Source organism: Novosphingobium umbonatum (assembly GCF_004005905.1).
GTDB classification, from domain to species: Bacteria; Pseudomonadota; Alphaproteobacteria; order Sphingomonadales; family Sphingomonadaceae; genus Novosphingobium; species Novosphingobium umbonatum.
In genome coordinates, this window is the sequence record NZ_SACO01000001.1 from 253,739 (window position 1) to 273,095 (window position 19,357).

Sequence of the window (19,357 nt, forward strand, 5' to 3'; positions counted from 1 at the left end):
CGTAGAGCAATCCTGCCCGCCCCCTGCGGGATAAAAGCAATCCTTCACGGATCATTGCTACAGGATATAATTATGGCAAACCTTCGCAATTCCCTGCTGCTTTCCGCCAGCATCGCCCTCCCCCTGTTGGCAGCGCCCGTTGCCGCTTTCGCCGCCGAACCTGGCGAGATTGTTGTAACCGGGACACGCGCCCAAAACCGTACCAAACTGGACTCGGTGGCGCCGGTCGATGTGCTGTCGCTGGATTCGCTGACCAAGCAAGGCTCCTCGGAACTGGGTTCGGCGCTGGCCTCGGTCGCCCCTTCGATCGATTTCCCCCGCCCCGCCGGTACGGACGGCACCGACTCGATCCGCCCCGCCACGCTGCGCGGCCTGTCGCCCGATCAGGCGCTGGTGCTGATCAATGGCGTGCGTGGCCATGCTTCGGCGCTGCTCAACGTCAATGGCTCGGTGGGTCGCGGTTCGGCTGCGGTTGACCTCAACACCATCCCCACCCTTGCCCTGTCGCAGGTTGAAGTGCTGCGCGATGGCGCATCGGCGCAATATGGTTCGGACGCGATTGCGGGCGTGGTCAACATGCGCCTGCGCGAGGCCGATCATGGCGGCGGCGCCACGGTCAGCTATGGCAAGTATGACACCCAGTTCAACGGCGCCCGTTCCTCGCGCCATATCTCGGATGGCGCCACGCTGAACCTTGGCCTGTGGCAGGGTTTCAAGCTGGGCAAGGGCGGCTTCATCACCCTGACCGGCGAATATCTGGACCGCCACCCCACCAACCGTTCGGATCTGGACGTGCGTGAAAGCGTGGCCAAGGTGCGTTCGCGCATCGGCGACCCCGAAGTGCTGCAAAAGACCTTCTATGTGAACTCGGCCCTGCCGATTGGCGACAGCGGTTGGGAAGCCTTCGGTTTCGGTGGTTATCAGCACCGCAACAGCACCAGCGCGGCTTTCGCCCGCAACCCCAGCAACGTCAACAATGTGACCGCGATCTATCCCGATGGCTTCCTGCCTTTGATCAATGCGCGTTCGGGCGATCTGAATGTCACGCTGGGCGCACGCGGCAATTGGGGCGACTGGAAGGCCACGATCAAGGCCTCCTATGGCCGCAACCGTCTGGACTATCGCACGCTCAACTCGCTCAATTCCACCTATGGCGCTGCCTCGCAGACCAGCTTCTATGACGGCGCGCTGATCTATGACCAGTGGCTGGGCGGCATGGATGCGGCCAAGCTCTACAAGCTGGGCGCCACCGATCTGAACGTGGCATGGGGCGTGGAAGTGCGCCGCGAAGGCTATCGCATCGTCGCGGGTGAACCGACCTCTTACAACCGCGCCACCGGTTCCGCCTCGACGCTGACCGCCGGTGCGCAGGGCTTCATCGGCTTCCAGCCCAGCAATGCGCTGAAGGCCAACCGCATCAGCAACGCCCTCTATCTGGATCTGGAAGCCAAGCTGCCCAGCATCCTGACGCTGGGTGCGGCGGTGCGCGGTGAACATTATTCCGACTTTGGCGATATTGCCACCGGCAAGCTGTCGGCCCGCGCCGATCTGGCCCGCTGGTTCGCGCTGCGTGGCACGGTGTCCACCGGCTTCCGCGCGCCTTCGCTGCAACAGCAATATTTCACCTCGACCGCTTCGGTGCTGTCCAATGGCCAGATCGTGGAAACCGGCACGTTCCCCTCGATCAGCAATGTGGCCGCCTCGCTGGGTGGCGTAGCGCTGCGTCCGGAAAAGTCGGTCAACTTCTCGGCAGGCGCGGTGCTGCGCGCTGGCGGGTTTGACCTGACGGTTGACGGCTACATCATCAAGATCCGCGACCAGCTTGGCCTGTCGGAAAACATCACCCTGTCCAGCGCTGCTGCTGCCCAATATGGCGTGACCGCCGCCCGTTTCTTCATCAACGGTCTGCACACCACCACCAAGGGCATCGACATCGTGGCGCATTACAAGCTGCGCACCGCTGCGGTGGGTACGTTTGACTTTACCGCCTCGGCCAATGTCAACAAGATCACCGTGGACAGCTATCCGACCTCCAGCTCGGCCACTCTGTTCGCCCGTCAGCGTATCGTAACCATCACCAATGGCACGCCGGGTGAAAAGATCGTGGGCGGCATCGACTGGTCGCTGGGCAAGTTGGGTGCAACGGCGCGCGTCAACTATTACGGCGATGTAATCCAGCCGGGCAGCACCGCTGTGACCGACATCCACACCGACCGCAAGGCGATCACGGATCTGGAAGTCCGGTACAAGTTGATCGACAAGGCGACGATCTCGCTGGGCGCGAACAATGTGTTCGACATCTATCCCAAGCGCGTATCGCTGTATGGCACGGACGGGACCACCACCCTGCTCGCCACCAATGGCGGCGTGGCCTTCCCCTACTTCTCGCCCTATGGCTTCAATGGCCGCTATCTCTACGCCAAGCTCAACCTGAGCTGGTAAGCACCCTCGGGCCGGATGCGGGAAAAGCATCCGGCCACAGGCCATGAAAAAAGGCGCCGAGGGCATCCCCTTCGGCGCCTTTTTTCATGGCCATGGGAGCGCGGCTGTTACGCCTCCTCCTCCCCCGCAAAACGGCGGGCCAAGACCGCGCAGGCCATCAACTGGATCTGGTGAAACAGCATCAGTGGCAGGATCACCTCACCCACCTGCGATGGTGCAAACAACACACCCGCCATCGGCACGCCACTGGCCAGCGATTTTTTGGAGCCGCAAAACAGCAGCACGATCCGGTCCGCCTGGGCAAAGCCCATCAGGCCACCCAGCCCCCATGTCGCCCCCATCACCAGCGCCAGCAAAACAACGCTTAGCCCCGCGATCAGCCCCAATTCCCACAGAGGCAAATGCTGCCACAGCCCGCCCACAACCGCAGCGGAGAAAGCGGTATAGACCACCAACAGGATCGAGCCGCGATCCACATAGCCGATCACCGGCTTATGCCGCGCCACAAAGCCCCCGATCCACGGGCGCAACAGATGCCCCGCCACAAAGGGCAGCAGCAATTGCAGCACAATCTTTTCAATCGCCTCCAGCGAGAGCGAGGCCCCGCTGCCCCCCATCATCAGGCTGACCAGCAAGGGCGTGATGAAAATGCCCGCCAGATTGGAAAAGGACGCCGAACAGACCGCCGCCGCCACATTGCCCCGCGCGATGGAGGTAAAGGCAATCGAGCTTTGCACGGTCGAGGGCAACAGGGTCAGGAACAACATCCCCTGCGCCACCAGCACAGGCAGGCCCGGCAACAGCGATACCCCCAGCCCCAGCAGCGGGAACAGGGCAAAAGTCACCCCCAGCGTGGAGAGATGCAGCCGCCAATGCGCCACGCCCGCCACAATCGCCTCACGCGAAAGTTTGGCGCCATGCAGGAAAAACAGCAGCACAATCGCCCAAGTGGCGGCATTTTCGCAGAAAACGGCAAAGCCCCCGCGCGCAGGCAGGATGGAAGCCAGCGCCACCGTGGTGAGCAAGGCCAGAATATAGGGGTCGAAAGCGGATTTGAAACGGTTCAGCATGGGGCCAAGCCTAAAGCAGCTATGCCGCCCAGCGCAAGGCGCGGCTTGACGTATGCGGGCAACATGAGGCCCCTTGCGCAAAGCGCGGGCTGGATTACTCTGGCGCAACAATCGCCGCTTGCATCGCGGCGGGCGGCACCATATTGTTATAAATAATAGCCAAAGCTCCTGCGAATCCGGCCCCGTTTGCCGCAACGCCAAGGGGCAGGAGAGGATGGAGAGAGACCTTGGCCACCGCGCCTTTTACGCAAACTGCCGATCCGCGCCTTGTTCTGGCGCAGGCCCCTATGGGCTGGCGACAGATCCTGGGCATTATCCTGTGCACCCTGCTCAATGCGCTGGACGGGTTCGACGTGCTCTCGATCAGCTTTGCCTCGCCCGGCATTGCCGCCGAATGGCATGTCGACCGCAAGGTTTTGGGCTATGTGCTATCGATGGAAATTTTCGGCATGGCGGCGGGTTCAATGTTGCTGGGCCGGTTGACCGACCGCATTGGCCGCATTCCCACCATGGTCATCTGTCTGGTCATCATGGCGGCGGGCATGTTGCTGGCGCCCCATGCCGATGGCGTTACCACGCTGGCGCTGATCCGTTTGCTGACCGGGCTTGGCATTGGCGGCATGTTGGCGGCGACCAATGCCGTGGCCGCCGAATATGCCAATGACCGCTGGCGCAGCGCTGCTGTGGCGCTGATGGCGGCGGGCTATCCGTTGGGCGCAGTGGTAGGCGGCACGATTGCCAGCGCCATGCTGAAAACCGGTGGCTGGCGCGATGTGTTCTATCTGGGCGCGGGGCTGGCGCTGGTGCTGCTGCCGCTGGTGCCTTGGCTGATGCCCGAACCGGTGGGCGCATTGTTGCAGCGCCGCCCTGCCAATGTGCTGGAGCGCGTGAACAAAAGCCTGCGCGCCTTTGGCCATAGTGCGGTCGAAGCGCTGCCCGAGGTGCAGGCCAGCACCAAAATCGGCATGTCGGCCCTGTTCAAGGGCACTTTGGGCCTCACCACCTTGCTGCTGGTGCTGGCCTATTTCGCCCATATTCTCACCTTCTATTTCGTGGTGAAATGGGTGCCCAAAATCGTGTCGGACATGGGCTTCCCTGCCTCCTCGGCCGGTGGCGTGCTGGTTTGGGCCAATGTGGGCGGACTCATTGGGGCGCTGATCTTCTCCTTCTCGGCTCTGCGTTTCCCGCTGCGTCCGGCGCTGATCGTGATGATGCTGGCCTCGGTGGCGCTGGTGGCATGGTTTGGCCAGACGCCTGCCGATTTGAGCCGCCTGTCTCTGGCCGCTGCCATGGCGGCTTTTTGCACCAATAGCGTGATCGTGGGTTTCTATGCCCTGATCGCGCAAAGCTTCCCCACCGCGCTGCGCGGATCGGGAACCGGCGTGGTGATTGGCGTAGGCCGCCTTGGCGCGGCTGCTGGCCCGATTGTAGCGGGATACCTGTTCGAGGCCAAGCTGGGCCTGCCTTTGGTGGCGGCCTTTATGGCGCTGGGTTCGCTGGCCGCCGCCGCTGCCTTGCTGGTGCTGCCCAAAAGCAGCGCGCAGGGTCACTAATCCCCCGACCAAAGCCGATGATTGGCGCATCCCCCACCCCGTGATAGAGGCGGGGGATGACCGCGACGATCGATCCCTTCCGCGCCATGGCCATCGGCCAACTGGCCCACGCCCTTGCCGCTCAGGGCCGCTCCATCATCCATATGGAATATGGCCAGCCCTCCACCAGCGCCCCCGCCGCCGCGCTGGCCAAGGCGCATCATGTGCTGGATAGCGAGGCGCAAGGCTATTGGGAAAGCGCCCCGCTCAAAGAGCGCATTGCCCTCCATTATGCCCAGACACAGGGCGTGACCATCGCGCCCGAACAGGTGATCCTCACCTGCGGGGCCAGTCCAGCGCTGGTGCTGGCCTTGAACAGCGCTTTTGCCCCCGGCGCCCGCATCGCCACCGCCCGCCCCGGCTATGTGGCTTATCGCAACACGGTCAAAGCGCTGCATATGCAACTGGTGGAAGTGCCCTGCGGCGCAGAGCAAGGTTACCAGATCAGCGCCGCCGCCCTGGCCGCGCTGGAGCCTGCCCCTGATGGCGTGATCATCGCCAGCCCCGCCAACCCCACCGGCACCATCATCCCGCCTGCCGAACTGAAAGCGATAGCGCAGGTCTGCCAACAGCGCGGCATCCGCATCATCTCCGACGAGATCTACCACGGGCTGAGCTATACCGGCCCCTGCGTATCCCTATTGGCCTATGCGCCTGACGCCTTGGTGGTGAACAGCTTTTCCAAATATTTCTCCATGCCCGGTTGGCGCTTGGGCTGGCTGGTGGCACCGCACGATCTGGTAGAGGCTGCCTATGCGCGGATGAGCAACCTGTTCCTCACCCCGCCCGTGCTGGCCCAACATGCAGGGCTGGCCGCCTTTGACTGCACGCAAGAACTGGAAGGCCATATTACCACCTATGCCGCCAATCGGCAGGCGATGCTGGACGCGCTGCCCGCGCTGGGTCTGGCCAAGATCGCGCCGCCCGATGGGGCCTTTTACATCTGGGCCGATATTGGCCATCTGACCGATGACAGCATGGCGTTCTGCACAAGATTGTTGCAGGATACCGGCGTGGCCTGCGCGCCGGGTGTCGATTTCGATTCCGAAACCGGCCACCGTTTCATGCGCTTCAGCTTTGCCGTTTCCACCCCGCTGGTGGAGGAAGCGATTGCCCGCATGATCCCGTGGTTTGCGCAAAGGGCGGCTGAAAAGGGCATTAACCCGCCGCTTTGATACCCAGCAAAGACTTTTCCTCCACGCCGCTGCACCAAACCTATGGTAAGACTATGGGCAAACCCAATGGGGAGGCAATGGCGTGGCAAGAGGCGCAATACTGGCAGGCTTGGGCTTAGGTCTGGCCCTCTGCGCTGGGGGCGGGGCATGGTATTGGCACACGCGCCCCATTCCGCTGGCCATGGTTAAGTCGCAGGCAGGCCCTGCCGCACAAATGGTCTATGCCACCGGCTATGTCGAGGCGCAGGAGCCGGTCATCGTCGCCTCACGCATCACCGCTCCTGTGGCGCAAGTGTTGGTGGAGGAAGGCCAGCATGTGCGGCGCGGGCAACCTCTGGTGCTGCTGGCGGCTGACGAACAGCGCGGGCTGCTCGATCAGGCCCGCGCCCAGCAGCGCAACGCCGATCTGGCCGAACAACGCACCACCGCCCTGTTCCGCGAAGGATGGGTCACCGCCGCCGCGCGCGACAATGCCACCACCACCGCCCAAGCCGCCCGCGCCGCCAGCGCCACCGCGCGTGCGCGTCTGGACCAATTGGTGGTGCGCGCTAATTCCGACGGCATTGTCACCAAGCGCGATGTCTACCCCGGCGATCTGGCGACGCCGACCAAGGCCTTGTTCCAACTGGGCGATCCGGCGCGTATCCGCATCACCGCCACGGTGGACGAGCGCGACATTCCCCGCGTGCAAGTGGGGCAAAAGGCGCTGATGTCGTCCGATGCCTTGCCGGGCCAAGTGCTGCACGCCCATGTGGCGCAAATCACCCCCGGCGGCGATCCCACCATCCGTGCCTTCCGTGTGCGCCTTGTGCCCGATGGCGAGGCCCATGTGCCGATGGGGCTGACGCTGGAGGTCAATATCATCACCGCCATTCGCCAAGCCGCGGTGCTGGTGCCCCCTGCCGCCGTGGTAAAGGGGCAGGTGTGGCAGTTGGTGCAGGGCCGTGCCAAGCCCGTGCCGGTGCAGACCGGCATCACCGGCGACAGGCTGGTGGAGATCACCAAGGGCCTAAGCGCAGGCCAGAGCATCATCGCCGCCCCGCCCGCCACGCTGGAGGCGGGGCAGCGGGTCAAGCCTGAACCGGCGCAACCATGATCGATCGCCTGTCCCTGCTGGTGCATATTGCCGCGCGCCATTTACTAGTGCGGCGGCGGCAAACGCTGGTGGCGACCAGCGGGGTGGCCGTGGGTGTCGGCTTCTTTCTGGCCGTATCGGCGCTGATGGTGGGCAGCCAGAATGACTTTGTGCGGCAATTGATCGATGTCGCGCCCCATATCACCATCTCCGACGAATTGCGCAGCCCCCCGCCGCAACCGGGGGTACAGGCCATGCCTGATGGGGCGGTCGAATTGCATGGCTATAAAATCCGCAATGAAGTGCGGGGTTTGAAAGACTGGCAACGCATTCTAGCCAGCGTTTCCGCCATCCCGGGCGCGGTGGGTTCGCCCAGCCTGTCGGGGGCGGTGACGCTGCGCATGGGCGGGCGCGATGAACCTTTGGGCATTGTGGGCATAGAGCCGGGCATCGAGGCCAAGGTGAGCAATGTGGCCGACAAATTGCGCTATGGCCGGTTGGAGGATCTGGAACGCGTGCAGGGCGGGCTGATCATCGGCGAGGATATGGCGCGCCGTCTGGGCCGCAGCAAAGGCGACATTGTGGCCGCCACCAGCGCCAATGGCAGCACGCGATCCTTGCGCATTGTCGCCTTGGTCAAAAAGGGCAACAGCCAATTGGGCGGCTCCACCGGCTATATGCTGCTGCGCGAGGCGCAAAGCCTGTTGGGGCGGCCTTTCATCATCAACCGCATCGGCATCAAGCTGAGTGATGCCTATGCCGCGCAGGATGTGGCCAAGGGGCTGGAGGCCACCTATGGCTATAAGGCGGAAAGCTGGCAGGAGCGCTCGGCCGATTTTCTGGCCCTGCTGCTGACCCGCAATGTGATCATGTATACGGTGGTATCGGCCATCCTGCTGGTGGCCAGTTTCGGCATTTACACCGCCGTTTCCAATTCCGTGGCCGACAAGCGCCGCGATATCGCCATCTTGCGCTCGATGGGCTTTTCGCAGGGCGATTTGCAGCTGATCTTTGTGATGGAGGGGCTGGCTTTGGCCTGCATCGGCATCCTGCTGGGCTGGTGCCTTGGCTGGGGGTTGATGCAGGTGCTGGGCAGTCTGGAATTCAGCGTGGGGGGCGATCCGCAGCATATCCCGCTCGACCAATCGCCGCGCCAATATCTGGTGGCAGCAGCCGCGTCCTTGGCGGCGGGCGTGGTGGCGGCATGGCTGCCCGCGCGCAAGGCATCAAGGGTAGACCCTGTCGACATTCTACGGGGCGCGGTATGAGCGAAGAGCCGGTCCTGATCGCGCATCACCTGCGCCGCGAATTGGCGGGCGATCCGCCGCCGGTGCTGGTGGCGGACGCGGATCTGGCCATCATGCCGGGCAAATTCACCGCCATTGTCGGCCCCTCAGGCTGCGGCAAATCCTCGCTGCTCTATCTGCTGGGCTTGATCGACCGGCCAACGGGCGGGCAATTGCTGCTCGACGGGCACGATCTGCTCACCCTGTCGGGCGATGAAAGGGCGCAGATCAGGCTGGAACATTTCGGCTTTGTGTTCCAGTTCCATTTCCTGCTGCCCGAATTTAGCGCCCTGGAAAATGTCATGCTGCCGCTACGCCGTCTGGGCCGCCTGTCGCCCCGCGCCATGAAGGATCGCGCCATGGCCCTGCTGGGCGAGGTAGGGCTGGCGGAGAAAGCTGGAAAATTGCCCGAGCGTCTGTCGGGCGGGGAAAGGCAGCGCGTGGCCATCGCCCGCGCGCTGGCCAATAATCCAAGGCTAGTGCTGGGTGACGAACCGACCGGCAATCTGGACAGTGTGAACAGCGCCCGCGTGGTCGATATGTTCCGCGATCTGGCGCATAACCAGGGCCGCGCCGTGGTTTGCGTCACCCATGATCCCGCCATTGCCGAAAAGGCCGATATACGCGTCACCATGCTGGACGGGCGAGTGACCGAAGTGCGCGACCAGACCGGCGCAACACAATCAGCCACCAGCGCAACATAAGCGAAATTCTGGAGAAAACCGGCAGTTTCATTCGGCTTTGGCCCGCGATGCGTTTGCGCGTCCGGCGCGAAAGGAGCGGGAAGTGGCTGAAGGGATCAAGCGTCTATACCGGAAGATCGAAGGGCTGGTGCTCACCCATGGCCTTTACCAGCCCACACGGCTGATCCTTCTGCTGCTGGGCCTGATGGCCCTGCGCGCTTTGGGCGATGACATTTGGGCGGCTTTCAGCGGCGACACATCCTCGATGTTCTTCCCCGCCAATGACCGCTATGCCGATTTCATCAAAGTGGCCCTGTCCTATCAGGATATTTTCACCCAGACTTTGGCGGACAAGGCCTATCTGAACCATTGGCCGCATATTTTCCGGCTCTACTTGCTGGACAATCCCTATGATCTCTCGCCGGAAAACCTTGCCGCGCCAGAGATGCTGGCCAATGTCACCAATCTGCATCTGCCGCCCTTTGCCAGCCTGCTCTATCTGTCCTGCGCCCATTTGATCGCGGCCACCAATCCGCTGGTGGCGATGCTGGTGTTCTGGGGCCTTTATGCGGCGGGCGGTGTGGCCGTGGCCAGCATGGCGCGCAGCCATATGGGCGCCTCACGCGCCACGGGCCGCTTTATCGCTTTTGCCGCGCTGGCCTCTTATCCCGCGCTATGGATGCTCAATCGCGGCAATCTGGCAGGCGGCTATTCGGCGCTGCTGGCGCTGGCATGGCTGGCCACGGCGGTTTCGGGGCGGCAGCGCTGGCTGGGCTGGGTGGCTTTGGCCTTTGCGGTCAACCTGCGCCCCGAACCGGCGCTGCTGGTGTTGCTGGAACTGCTGGGCAGCGGCAGCCTCTGGGCGCGTTTCACCCGCATGGCCATTCCCGGCGCCATCAGCGTGGTGATTGCCGCCATCGCTTTCCCGCTCGCCCATGCGCTTTATCCGCTTTACACGCTGACCAATGTGCAAAAGGGCCTGACCATCTATCACTTCCGCTATATCGTGTCGGACATGGGCGATGAATGGAACGCGTCTATCTTCATGTATGCCAAAGGCGTGCTGATGCAGATGGATGTGCGCCCGCGCTACAGCGATACAGTGGCGCAGGTGCTGGAACTCTTGGCGCTGGCCAGTGTGGCGCTGGTGGCATGGGGCGCGGCCACCCGTCGCATCACCCGTTGTGAACTGGTGTTTGTAGTCACCGCCCTGCCCGCCATGTTTGTGCCGGTCTATTCCTATTACCATATCGTGGAATTTCTGGTGGTGATCGCGCTGCTGGTGGCCGATCTGGAGCGCAATCCGCCCCACCCCACCGACCGCCGCCTGCCCTTGCTGCTGCTGACCGTGCTGGTGATGAGCCCGTTGGCTGGTTCCTATTCCAACGGTCTGCTCGATGCCCTGCTGATGCTGGCGGGCACGATCTATGTGCTGCGCCCCTTGGCACAGGCGGCATTGGCGCAGATCGCCCCGCGCCCTACGCCTGCTCTCACATAATTCTGGCGCTTACCTGATCCCCAACCTCTTCAGAACCCGCCAAGCAAAAGCCTTGGCGCGGTTCTGTTGCGGCCAGCGGCCCGGACGGGCGGGGGTGAACCCCATGCCCCGCAGCACGCTGTTAAAGGCATGGGCCGCACCTTCATTATAGGACCATTCCGAGCGCCAAGTGATCGACAGCGAGACGGAGACTTCCGGCCCGTTGGTGACAAAATGCGGCGCCATTACCGGCACCATCAACCCCTGCCCCGCCGCAAGAGCAAAGGGCCGACCTGCCGCCAACATTTCCTCACGCCAGCACAATTCGCGCGGGCCGCCGGTGTGATAGGCTTCATGCACCGCGCTGGGGGCGTGCATTTCGGAATCGGCGGGGAATTGCGTCATCACCTTGGCGCCGCGCAATTGCAGCAGGATATTGTGTTCAGGGTCAAAATGATAAGGCGTAACGGCATCGGGCGAGGACACGAAGACAAAAGCCTGCGGCGTATGGACCGCGCCGGTCTTGGGGGTGATGAAGGGCTTTAGCTCCTCGATCACATCCAGCAAAAGCGCGCGATAGAGCGGGTCTTCCTCGATATGGGTGATCGCCACCCAGCAGCCTGCGCTGTCAATCTGGCGCACGGCATCGGCGGCGCTGATACTGGGCACAGGGGGCTTGCCGGTGATGCCGATCGGCTGTTTGGCATAGGCATATTCAACCAGACGTGCAGGCAGGCGCTCCACCATTTGCGCCAACGCCTCCAGCTCCATCAAGGGATGGCCGAGCAGATTATGCTCCAGCACATGGGGCTCTTCGGGGTAATGGCTGGCAAAGCGGGCCAGAGCGGCGGGCGGAAAGTAAGTCATAGGCCAAGCGTCCATCATAGATTGCCCGTGCCATAACCTGCCAATACTCAAGGATTGCCTAAAGCAAACGACCCGCAGGCGGGGCTGCCTGCGGGTCGTGCTCACTCACAACCTGATAGGGTGGGGATCAGGCCAGAGCAAATTCGGGCGATACCGCGTCATAGCCCAAAGCCTCGGCCACGGCGGCATAGGTCACGTTGCCGTTCCAGATGTTGAGACCGTTCTTGAGATGCTTGTCGCGGCTAAGCGCTTCCTTCCAGCCCAGATTGGCGATCGCCACCGCATGGGGCAGCGTGGCATTGCCCAGAGCATAGGTGCTGGTGCGGGCCACGGCGCCAGGCATATTGGCCACGGCATAATGCACGATGCCATCGACCACATAGGTAGGCTCGGCATGGGTGGTGGCATGGCTGGTTTCGAAACAGCCGCCTTGGTCGATGGCCACGTCCACCAGCACAGCGCCGGGCTGCATGGTGGAGAGCATAGCGCGGGTCACCAGCTTGGGCGCGGCGGCGCCAGGGATCAGCACCGCGCCGATCACCAGATCGGCCTCTGCCACGGCAGCGGCCAGATTGGCGCGGCTCGAATAGAGCGTCTTGGCGCTGGCACCGAACTGGGCCGACAGGCGTTCGAGCGTTTCATTGCTGCGGTCCAGAATGGTCACATCGGCGCCAAGGCCCACCGCCATTTGCGCAGCGTTGAAACCGACCACACCGCCGCCGATCACCACCACCTTGGCGGGCAGCACGCCCGGTACGCCGCCCAACAGCACGCCGCGACCGCCATGGGCCTTTTCCAGCGCGGTGGCGCCAGCCTGAATAGCCATACGACCAGCCACCTGACTCATGGGCTTGAGCAGCGGCAGGCCGCCATGCGCATCGGTCACGGTTTCATAGGCGATGCATACCGCGCCCGACTTGACCAGATCGGCGGTCTGTTCGGGATCGGGTGCCAGATGCAAATAGGTGTAAAGGATCTGGCCTTCGCGCAGCATGGCGCGTTCGACGGCCTGCGGCTCCTTCACCTTCACCACCATTTCTGCGCGGGCGAAAACTTCGGCAGGGGTCGCCACCAGTTCCGCACCCGCCGCCACATAGGCCGCATCACCCGCGCCAATGCCAAGGCCCGCGCCTGCTTCCACCAGCACCTGATGGCCATGGGCCACCAGTTCCTGCACCGCTTCAGGCGTCAGGCCAACGCGATATTCGTGGTTCTTGATCTCTTTGACGGTGCCGACGATCATGATGGTGTCCTTGAAAAGAGGCTTGCTATCTGATGCGCGAGGATAAAGCGCTTGGCCCTTGATGTTTTCCCTCATTTGGCGTTGAATGTCGAATTATCGGGAAATTATCCCGACAAAAGGCCAAATGACAGGAAATTTATTCATGGATCGCCTCGACCGCCGCCTGCTCAACGCGCTGCAACAGGATTCCAGCGCCTCGATCGCGCAATTGGCGGAGTTGGTCGGCCTGTCGGCTTCAGCCTGCCACCGCCGGATGCGCGCGCTGGAGGAGGCGGGCATCATCCGCAGCTATGGCGCGCGGCTTGATCCGGCCAAGCTGGGCATTGGCCTGCATGTGTTGATCGACATCACGCTGGTCAGCCAGTCGAGCGAGGCGATGGAGCGTTTCGAACGCGCCGTTTCGGACTTTCCCGATATTCTGGAATGCCATTTGCTGTCAGGCACGGCGGATTATCGCCTGCGCACCGCCGCGCGCGATATGGCCGATTATGACCGCCTGCACCGCGAGACTTTGGCCCGCCTGCCCGGTGTTTCGACCATGCATACCAGCTTTGTCATCCGCACCGTCAAGGCGTGGAATGGATATGCCTTAGTCTAAACCTGCCAGCCATTCGGCAATCATCGCCTGCCCCGCGGCAACGGCTTTGGCGCCATGGGCCTCATGCGCGGCGCGCAGGGCCTGTTCATTGCTGCCCGCCTCCACCACGCAGGCGGGCGACTGCTCCAGCCATGCGTCAAAGCGCGGGTCCAGCCCCATTTCGGCATGGAATTGCAGCGCCAGCAGGTTAGGCCCGCGCCGGAAGGCCTGATGCTCATACAGGTCGCTGGAGGCCAGCAGTTCCACCCCTTCGGGGCGCGTAAACGTGTCGCCATGCCAATGCAGCACCGGCACATCGACAATATGCCGCAAGGGCGTGTCCTGCGCATGGTCATGCAGCCGAACGGGGTGGAAACCCACCTCCTTGCGCGGACCGCGATAGACTTCCGCACCCAGCGCCGCCGCCATCATCTGTGCGCCGAAACAGACACCCAAAGTAGGCCGGTCCGCCGCCAGACGCAGCGCAAGGCGGCGCATCTGGCAGCGGATCCAGGGATGCTGCTCGGTTTCATACACGCCCATCGGGCCGCCCATCATGATCAACAGATCCGGCTCGCGCAGGTCCAGCGTCGAAAAGGCAGGGTCCGCCACATCGATGCGGTCCACGTCATAGCCAGCGGCTTCGATAGGGGCGCGAAAGCCCGCCACGCCCTCATAGGGAACGTGGCGGATGATCAGGGCAGTCTTCATGGCAACTCACAACATCAGTTCTGACACCAAACCTTATGGTTCGGGCAGGAAATCCGGCACCGACAGATAACGTTCGCCCGTGTCGTAATTAAAGCCCAACACGCGGCTGCCGGCGGGCAATTCGGGCAATTTCTGCGCGATGGCGGCCAGAGTGGCGCCCGAAGAAATGCCCACCAGCAGGCCTTCCTTCAAAGCCGACTGGCGCGCCCATTCCTTGGCAGCGGCAGGATCGACCTGAATCACGCCGTCAATGCTGGCCGTATGCAGGTTGGCGGGGATAAAGCCCGCACCAATGCCCTGAATGGGATGGGGTGCAGGCTGGCCGCCACTGATCACGGGCGAGAGGGTGGGCTCCACCGCATAGGCCTTCAACGCGGGCCAAACCGGCTTCAGGGTCTCGGCCACGCCGGTCAGATGCCCGCCAGTGCCAACGCCGGTAATCACCACATCAATCGGCGTATCGGCAAAATCGGCCAGAATTTCCTGCGCCGTGGTGCGGGCATGGATGGCAGGGTTGGCGGGGTTTTCAAACTGCTGCGGGATCCATGCGCCCGGCGTCTGCTCGGCCAGCTCCTTGGCGCGCTCGATCGCCCCCTTCATGCCCTTTTCACGCGGGGTCAGGTCAAAGCTGGCGCCATAGGCCAGCATCAGACGGCGGCGCTCGATGCTCATGCTTTCGGGCATGACGAGGATCAGCTTGTACCCCTTCACCGCCGCCACCAGCGCAAGGCCAATGCCGGTGTTGCCGCTGGTCGGCTCGATGATCGTGCCGCCGGGCTTCAGGCTGCCATCGGCCTCGGCCGCCTCGATCAAGGCCAGAGCGATACGGTCCTTGATCGAACCGCCCGGATTGGTGCGCTCGCTTTTCACCCACACTTCATGATCGGGGAACAAGCGCGACAGGCGCACATGCGGGGTTCCGCCAATGGTTGCGAGAATCGAATCGGCCTTCATCGGATGCACTCCCTTGGGGCTGGTGACGCGGGCTCAACGCCCCGACGCCGCTCTTGAGCCATTTGAATAGCCCGCTCACCATAGATCTCAATGATAAGTAATCCAGTTGAGTTTTCTTGCCCGTGCACAACAAGGTCTTTTCCCTCCGCACTCTGGCGCAATCGCCCCCCGCTTCCTAAATTGGCAGCAGACATTGCAATCTCAAGGAAATAGCCCGCTATGGATTATCGCCCGCTTGGCACCACCGGCCTGTCGGTCAGCGCCGTTTGCCTTGGCACCATGACATGGGGCTCGCAAAACAGCGAGGCCGAGGCCCATGACCAGATCGATCTGGCGCTCGACCATGGCATCAACTTCCTCGACACGGCCGAGATGTATCCGGTGACCCCCACGCGGGTGGAAACTTTGGGCCGCACCGAGGAATATATCGGCACCTGGATCGCCAAGAGCGGCAAGCGCGACAAGATCGTACTGGCCAGCAAGGTTTCGGGCCCTTCGCGCTTTGTGCCGATGCGCGGCGGCGCCAATCGTCTGGACCGCAAGAATATCGAGGCCGCTATCGATGCCAGCCTTGCCCGTTTGCAGACCGATTATCTCGACCTCTACCAACTGCACTGGCCCGACCGCGCCGTGCCGATGTTTGGCGGGCGTGGGATGCAGGCCATTACCGATGCGCCCGAGGCCGTGCCATTGGAAGAATCGATCAGCGCGCTGGATGATCTGGTGAAGGCGGGCAAGATCCGCAGCTTTGGCGTGTCGAACGAAACGCCTTGGGGCGTGGCCGAAGCCCTGCGCCTGCATCGTGAAAAGGGCCTGCCGCGCGTGGCTTCGATCCAGAACGCCTATAATCTGCTCAACCGCACCTTTGAAACGGGGCTTTCCGAATTTGCCCTGCGCGAAGGGATTGGCCTGCTGGCCTATTCGCCGCTGGCTGCGGGCTATTTGACCGGCAAATATCTGGGCGGAGTCGCGCCCAAGGGTTCGCGCGGGGATGTGGCCAAGCAATTCACCCGTTATCTCGCGCCCAACCAGACCGCTGCCGTGGCGCGCTATGTCGGCATTGCCCATGCCTTTGGCCTCAGCCCCGAAGCCTTGGCCTTGGGCTTTGTCTATAGCCGCGCTTTTGTCACCTCTTCCATCATCGGGGCGACCAGTCTGGAACAGCTTAAATCCGACATTGAAGGCAGCCTGACCCCGCTGCCCGAAGAAGCGCTCAAGGCCATTGCCGAGGTTTACGCGCTCTATCCCGATCCTTGCCCATAAGCAGGCGTAACAAAAGGCCCGCCACCTTGTGCAGGGGGCGGGCCTTCGATCTTTAGCCGTAATCTTCCAATCCGGCGGGCATGGGAGGCGGCGGCACGAAATGCCCGCCCTGCGCCACCCACCAAGTGGCCGTTCCCGCCAGCACCAGCGCCAGCAACAAACGCCACCAAGGCGCGGATTTGGGCTGGGCCACAGGCTCGTCATAGGTCTTTTTGCCGGTCACCATCGGCGGCACCAGACGCTCTTTCTTCTTCACCGCATAGAAGATGATCGCGCCCAGATGGACCACCACCATCAACTCGATCAGCTTGAAGCCTAATTCGTGTAGATCGGTCAGCTTTTCGGCCAATTCGGCATCCACCCAATAATTGAGCGGACCGGAATAAATGGCATCGGTATCGGTCGCAAACAGGCCAAGCCCGACCTGCACCGCCATCAGCCCGATCAGCCCCAGCACGCTGAGCGCGCCCAGCGGATTATGGCCCACCACCGGACCACCATCGGCCGAACGACCGCTGCGCAAATAGGCGGCAATGCCCGCAGGCCCTTTGACAAAGCTGGTGAAACGCGCCGTATCGCTGCCCAGAAAGCCCCAGACCACGCGAAACACCACCAGAAACAGCAGCGCCAGCCCCAGCTTGATATGCACATCCATCTTGCCAAAGGCATGGGTGGCCCACAGGCCGAAAATCAACACCACCACCGCCCAGTGGAACAGCCGAACCGGCAGATCCCACAAGCGGATCGTTACAGCCTTGGCTTCACTCATCCTGTTCCCCCTTTACAGCAAAGGGGCGCCCAGCCTCTGGCGGACGCCCCCTGATATTGACGCCTAGGCCAGATCAGTCCTTCTGGCGGAAGGTTTCGTGGCAACCCTTGCAGGTGCCGCCCAGCTTGCCCAGCGCAGCGCCGGCAGCCGCGACATTGCCCGTGTCGGCAGCAGCCTTGTAACCCTTGGCAGCGGCCGAGAAATCAGCAGCAGCCTTGGCGAAACCGGCCTTGTCGGTCCAGATGTTGGGCTTGGCTTCCGACTTGCCCACGCCCACGGCGGTGCCAGCGGGGAACCAGCTGGGAACCTGATCGGCGAAACCGGCGATGATCGCGGCATTGGCCTTCAGCACGGCAGCATCGGGAGCGCCCGACTTGAACGTATCGCCCGAAGCCTTCATCGCGCCGCCGATCTTCTTGAAATTGGCCTTGCGGGCCTCCACCGTTTCCAGCGGGGTAGCCGCCTGCGCCACCACAGCCGTACCCAGCACCAGAGCGCCCACCATCATTGCAATCTTGCGCATAAATTCTCCCGTTTTTGCAGCGGGCACAGCATCGCACCCATTCCCGCCAGTCTGGCCTTAGGGGTCGCTGCGATGCGGTATAAAGTCAAGCGCACAAAATGTAGCCAATTGTAGCAAGCGCGGCGGATTACACCTCGTCCAACCCGAAGGGTGCCGCTCCGCGCCGCACATCATCGGCCATCACCGCGCGGCCCAAAGGCGGCAGCGCCCGCGCCGCGCAATCGGGCCGGTGGCACAGGCGACAGGATATGCCGATAGGCGCTGCCTCCACCTTGCGCGGGTCTTGGCCCAAGGCATAGACCAGACGCGGCGCATGTTCGGCCGCACAGGCCAGCGCCACCGCGCGCCGCACGCTCGGCCGTCCCCATGCACCACCCCCCGCCTCCACCGTGCGGGCGATGGAGAAAAAGCGCTGGCCGTCGGGCAGCTCCAGCCATTGCGTGTCGATCCGCCCCGGCTGCGCCATCACCTGATGCACATTCCACAGGGGGCACCCCCCGCCATGGCCCGCAAAGGGAAATCCTGCCCCGTCCAACCGCTTGGACACATTGCCCGCAGCATCCACCCGCAGAAAGAAAAAGGGCACTTTCTCCGCGCCGGACTTGTGCATGGTGGTCATGCGATGCGCGGTCTGTTCAAAGCTGGTGCCGAACTGGCGGCCCACGGCCTCTATGTCATAGGCGCGGTCCTCCAAGGCTTTGGCAAAGGCATCATAGGGCATCAATATCGCCGCCGCGACATAGCCAGCCAAAGCGCGGCGCAGCAGATTGGTGGCCCCGCCGCTCAAACCCGCCTCGCGCACCAGCGTGTTCACCTCTGACCGGCATTCCTGATAGGCGATTTGCAGGGCCTGATGGAAAGCGCTGGTGGCATGGGCCAAAGTGTCGTCCAGCAGCAATTGCTGATTATGCCGGTCAAAGCGCCGGACCGCGCCCATCATCACTTGCGCGGGCATCAATCGCGTGCGGATACCATGGCGCTGCGCCAGATAGGCGCGCAAGCCCCCCGCCTCGGCCACCAGCGCGGCCAGAGCCTCACCCTTGGCATCCAGCGTCGGGAACCAGTTGCGCCGCGCCGAGATAAACCGCCGCACTTCGGCCACCGGATCATCCCCGCCGGTCGCACCCTCGCCCGCGCGATCGGCCAAGGCCGCCTGCCCCTTGGCATAGGCGCCATAGAGCCGCAGCAAAGCCTCGGAAATGCCGGGGAAGGAGGTGGCCAGATCGGCCACCTCCAAAGCGGGCAGGTCAATATCGGCAAAGATCGGATCGCGCAAAGCCTCGCCCAGACGGCGACCATAATCGGCGCCATCATCGGCATCCAGATCGTCCAGATCGAGCTTGTAACTACGCGCCAAACGCAAGAGCAGGTCGGCGGTGAAGGGGCGCTGGTTACGCTCCAGCAGCGCGACATAGGAGGGCGAAATCGCCAGATCATCGGCCATCGCCTGTTGCGTCAGGCCCAATTCACGGCGCAGGCGTTTGAGGCGCGGGCCCATATATAATGGCTTGGCCGACATGGCTCACACCTCTCCTTGTAAGACCTGCACAACTTTACAGAGAAAGCTTGTAAAGTCTTACAGGCGCACCCTGCAAGCCATTTTCTTCGCAGGCTGCGAGGATTAACTCTTGTCCATCAGACGAGAGGACA

17 protein-coding genes are annotated in these 19,357 nt (G+C 62.9%); 9 read left to right on the forward strand and 8 right to left on the reverse strand.

Annotation, left to right across the window (positions count from 1 at the left end):
• Positions 1 to 72: 72 nt before the first annotated feature.
• Positions 73 to 2,442: a TonB-dependent receptor plug domain-containing protein gene (locus EOE18_RS01115; RefSeq protein ID WP_127705328.1), complete on the forward strand. Its 2,370-nt coding sequence runs from the start codon at positions 73 to 75 to the stop codon at positions 2,440 to 2,442.
• A 107-nt stretch (positions 2,443 to 2,549) separates the two neighbouring features.
• Here EOE18_RS01115 and EOE18_RS01120 read toward each other — a convergent pair whose 3' ends face one another.
• Entirely contained in the window at positions 2,550 to 3,512 is a 963-nt protein-coding gene (locus EOE18_RS01120; RefSeq protein ID WP_127705330.1) for a bile acid:sodium symporter family protein, read from the reverse strand.
• A gap of 287 nt (positions 3,513 to 3,799) precedes the next feature.
• Between EOE18_RS01120 and EOE18_RS01125 the strand changes: the two genes are divergently transcribed.
• The 6 genes from EOE18_RS01125 (at position 3,800) to EOE18_RS01150 (ending at position 10,821) form a co-directional block, all read left to right on the forward strand.
• A complete protein-coding gene (locus EOE18_RS01125) occupies positions 3,800 to 5,065 on the forward strand; it encodes an MFS transporter (protein WP_127705817.1) in 1,266 nt (421 codons plus the stop codon).
• Between the two features lie 56 nt (positions 5,066 to 5,121).
• Entirely contained in the window at positions 5,122 to 6,279 is a 1,158-nt protein-coding gene (locus tag EOE18_RS01130) for a pyridoxal phosphate-dependent aminotransferase (RefSeq protein WP_127705332.1), read from the forward strand.
• 181 nt (positions 6,280 to 6,460) lie between these two features.
• The gene (locus EOE18_RS01135) at positions 6,461 to 7,375 is read left to right on the forward strand and encodes an efflux RND transporter periplasmic adaptor subunit (protein WP_127705333.1); all 915 of its coding nucleotides are present in this window, start codon (positions 6,461 to 6,463) and stop codon (positions 7,373 to 7,375) included.
• Positions 7,372 to 8,622: an ABC transporter permease gene (locus EOE18_RS01140; protein ID WP_127705335.1), complete on the forward strand. Its 1,251-nt coding sequence runs from the start codon at positions 7,372 to 7,374 to the stop codon at positions 8,620 to 8,622. Before EOE18_RS01135 ends, EOE18_RS01140 begins: the two co-directional genes overlap by 4 nt.
• Positions 8,619 to 9,344 (forward strand): ABC transporter ATP-binding protein, encoded by a 726-nt coding sequence (locus EOE18_RS01145; protein ID WP_127705337.1) that lies wholly within the window; start codon positions 8,619 to 8,621, stop codon positions 9,342 to 9,344. Before EOE18_RS01140 ends, EOE18_RS01145 begins: the two co-directional genes overlap by 4 nt.
• Before the next feature lie 82 nt (positions 9,345 to 9,426).
• Positions 9,427 to 10,821, forward strand: a complete 1,395-nt coding sequence (locus EOE18_RS01150; RefSeq protein ID WP_127705339.1) for a hypothetical protein — start codon at positions 9,427 to 9,429, stop codon at positions 10,819 to 10,821.
• Between the two features lie 9 nt (positions 10,822 to 10,830).
• Here EOE18_RS01150 and EOE18_RS01155 read toward each other — a convergent pair whose 3' ends face one another.
• On the reverse strand, positions 10,831 to 11,667 hold the full coding sequence (locus EOE18_RS01155; RefSeq protein WP_127705341.1) for a transcriptional regulator: 837 nt from the start codon (positions 11,665 to 11,667) through the stop codon (positions 10,831 to 10,833).
• Between the two features lie 127 nt (positions 11,668 to 11,794).
• Complete coding sequence (gene ald, locus EOE18_RS01160; RefSeq protein ID WP_127705343.1) at positions 11,795 to 12,910, reverse strand: alanine dehydrogenase; 1,116 nt, start codon at positions 12,908 to 12,910, stop codon at positions 11,795 to 11,797.
• A gap of 142 nt (positions 12,911 to 13,052) precedes the next feature.
• Here ald and EOE18_RS01165 point away from each other — a divergent pair, with 142 nt between their 5' ends.
• Complete coding sequence (locus EOE18_RS01165) at positions 13,053 to 13,508, forward strand: Lrp/AsnC family transcriptional regulator (protein WP_127705345.1); 456 nt, start codon at positions 13,053 to 13,055, stop codon at positions 13,506 to 13,508.
• Here the strand turns inward: EOE18_RS01165 and EOE18_RS01170 are convergent.
• Together EOE18_RS01170 and cysK are read right to left on the reverse strand one after the other, a co-directional pair.
• Entirely contained in the window at positions 13,500 to 14,198 is a 699-nt protein-coding gene (locus EOE18_RS01170) for a glutamine amidotransferase (RefSeq protein ID WP_127705347.1), read from the reverse strand. The genes EOE18_RS01165 and EOE18_RS01170 overlap by 9 nt on opposite strands.
• 33 nt (positions 14,199 to 14,231) lie before the next feature.
• Positions 14,232 to 15,152: a cysteine synthase A gene (gene cysK, locus EOE18_RS01175; protein ID WP_127705349.1), complete on the reverse strand. Its 921-nt coding sequence runs from the start codon at positions 15,150 to 15,152 to the stop codon at positions 14,232 to 14,234.
• Between the two features lie 219 nt (positions 15,153 to 15,371).
• On the opposite strand from cysK, the gene EOE18_RS01180 reads away from it, so the two are divergent.
• A complete protein-coding gene (locus EOE18_RS01180) occupies positions 15,372 to 16,415 on the forward strand; it encodes an aldo/keto reductase (protein ID WP_127705351.1) in 1,044 nt (347 codons plus the stop codon).
• A 52-nt stretch (positions 16,416 to 16,467) separates the two neighbouring features.
• On the opposite strand, the gene EOE18_RS01185 is transcribed toward EOE18_RS01180, so the two are convergent.
• The 3 genes from EOE18_RS01185 to EOE18_RS01195 all read right to left on the reverse strand — a co-directional run bounded on the left by EOE18_RS01185 (position 16,468) and on the right by EOE18_RS01195 (position 19,226).
• A complete protein-coding gene (locus EOE18_RS01185; RefSeq protein WP_127705353.1) occupies positions 16,468 to 17,184 on the reverse strand; it encodes a cytochrome b/b6 domain-containing protein in 717 nt (238 codons plus the stop codon).
• A gap of 73 nt (positions 17,185 to 17,257) precedes the next feature.
• Complete coding sequence (locus EOE18_RS01190) at positions 17,258 to 17,707, reverse strand: c-type cytochrome (protein WP_127705355.1); 450 nt, start codon at positions 17,705 to 17,707, stop codon at positions 17,258 to 17,260.
• A 127-nt stretch (positions 17,708 to 17,834) separates the two neighbouring features.
• The gene (locus EOE18_RS01195) at positions 17,835 to 19,226 is read right to left on the reverse strand and encodes a helix-turn-helix domain-containing protein (protein ID WP_127705357.1); all 1,392 of its coding nucleotides are present in this window, start codon (positions 19,224 to 19,226) and stop codon (positions 17,835 to 17,837) included.
• Positions 19,227 to 19,357 lie beyond the last annotated feature (131 nt).

Coding starts and splice junctions, on each gene's coding strand:
- EOE18_RS01115 (WP_127705328.1), top strand. CDS start 73: ATGGCAAACCTTCGCAATTCCCTGCTGCTTTCCGCCAGCATCGCCCTC.
- EOE18_RS01195 (WP_127705357.1), bottom strand. CDS start 19,226: ATGTCGGCCAAGCCATTATATATGGGCCCGCGCCTCAAACGCCTGCGC.
- EOE18_RS01125 (WP_127705817.1), top strand. CDS start 3,800: ATGGGCTGGCGACAGATCCTGGGCATTATCCTGTGCACCCTGCTCAAT.
- EOE18_RS01180 (WP_127705351.1), top strand. CDS start 15,372: ATGGATTATCGCCCGCTTGGCACCACCGGCCTGTCGGTCAGCGCCGTT.
- EOE18_RS01140 (WP_127705335.1), top strand. CDS start 7,372: ATGATCGATCGCCTGTCCCTGCTGGTGCATATTGCCGCGCGCCATTTA.
- cysK (WP_127705349.1), bottom strand. CDS start 15,152: ATGAAGGCCGATTCGATTCTCGCAACCATTGGCGGAACCCCGCATGTG.
- EOE18_RS01185 (WP_127705353.1), bottom strand. CDS start 17,184: ATGAGTGAAGCCAAGGCTGTAACGATCCGCTTGTGGGATCTGCCGGTT.
- ald (WP_127705343.1), bottom strand. CDS start 12,910: ATGATCGTCGGCACCGTCAAAGAGATCAAGAACCACGAATATCGCGTT.
- EOE18_RS01190 (WP_127705355.1), bottom strand. CDS start 17,707: ATGCGCAAGATTGCAATGATGGTGGGCGCTCTGGTGCTGGGTACGGCT.
- EOE18_RS01120 (WP_127705330.1), bottom strand. CDS start 3,512: ATGCTGAACCGTTTCAAATCCGCTTTCGACCCCTATATTCTGGCCTTG.
- EOE18_RS01170 (WP_127705347.1), bottom strand. CDS start 14,198: ATGAAGACTGCCCTGATCATCCGCCACGTTCCCTATGAGGGCGTGGCG.
- EOE18_RS01165 (WP_127705345.1), top strand. CDS start 13,053: ATGGATCGCCTCGACCGCCGCCTGCTCAACGCGCTGCAACAGGATTCC.
- EOE18_RS01135 (WP_127705333.1), top strand. CDS start 6,461: ATGGTTAAGTCGCAGGCAGGCCCTGCCGCACAAATGGTCTATGCCACC.
- EOE18_RS01145 (WP_127705337.1), top strand. CDS start 8,619: ATGAGCGAAGAGCCGGTCCTGATCGCGCATCACCTGCGCCGCGAATTG.
- EOE18_RS01155 (WP_127705341.1), bottom strand. CDS start 11,667: ATGACTTACTTTCCGCCCGCCGCTCTGGCCCGCTTTGCCAGCCATTAC.
- EOE18_RS01130 (WP_127705332.1), top strand. CDS start 5,122: ATGACCGCGACGATCGATCCCTTCCGCGCCATGGCCATCGGCCAACTG.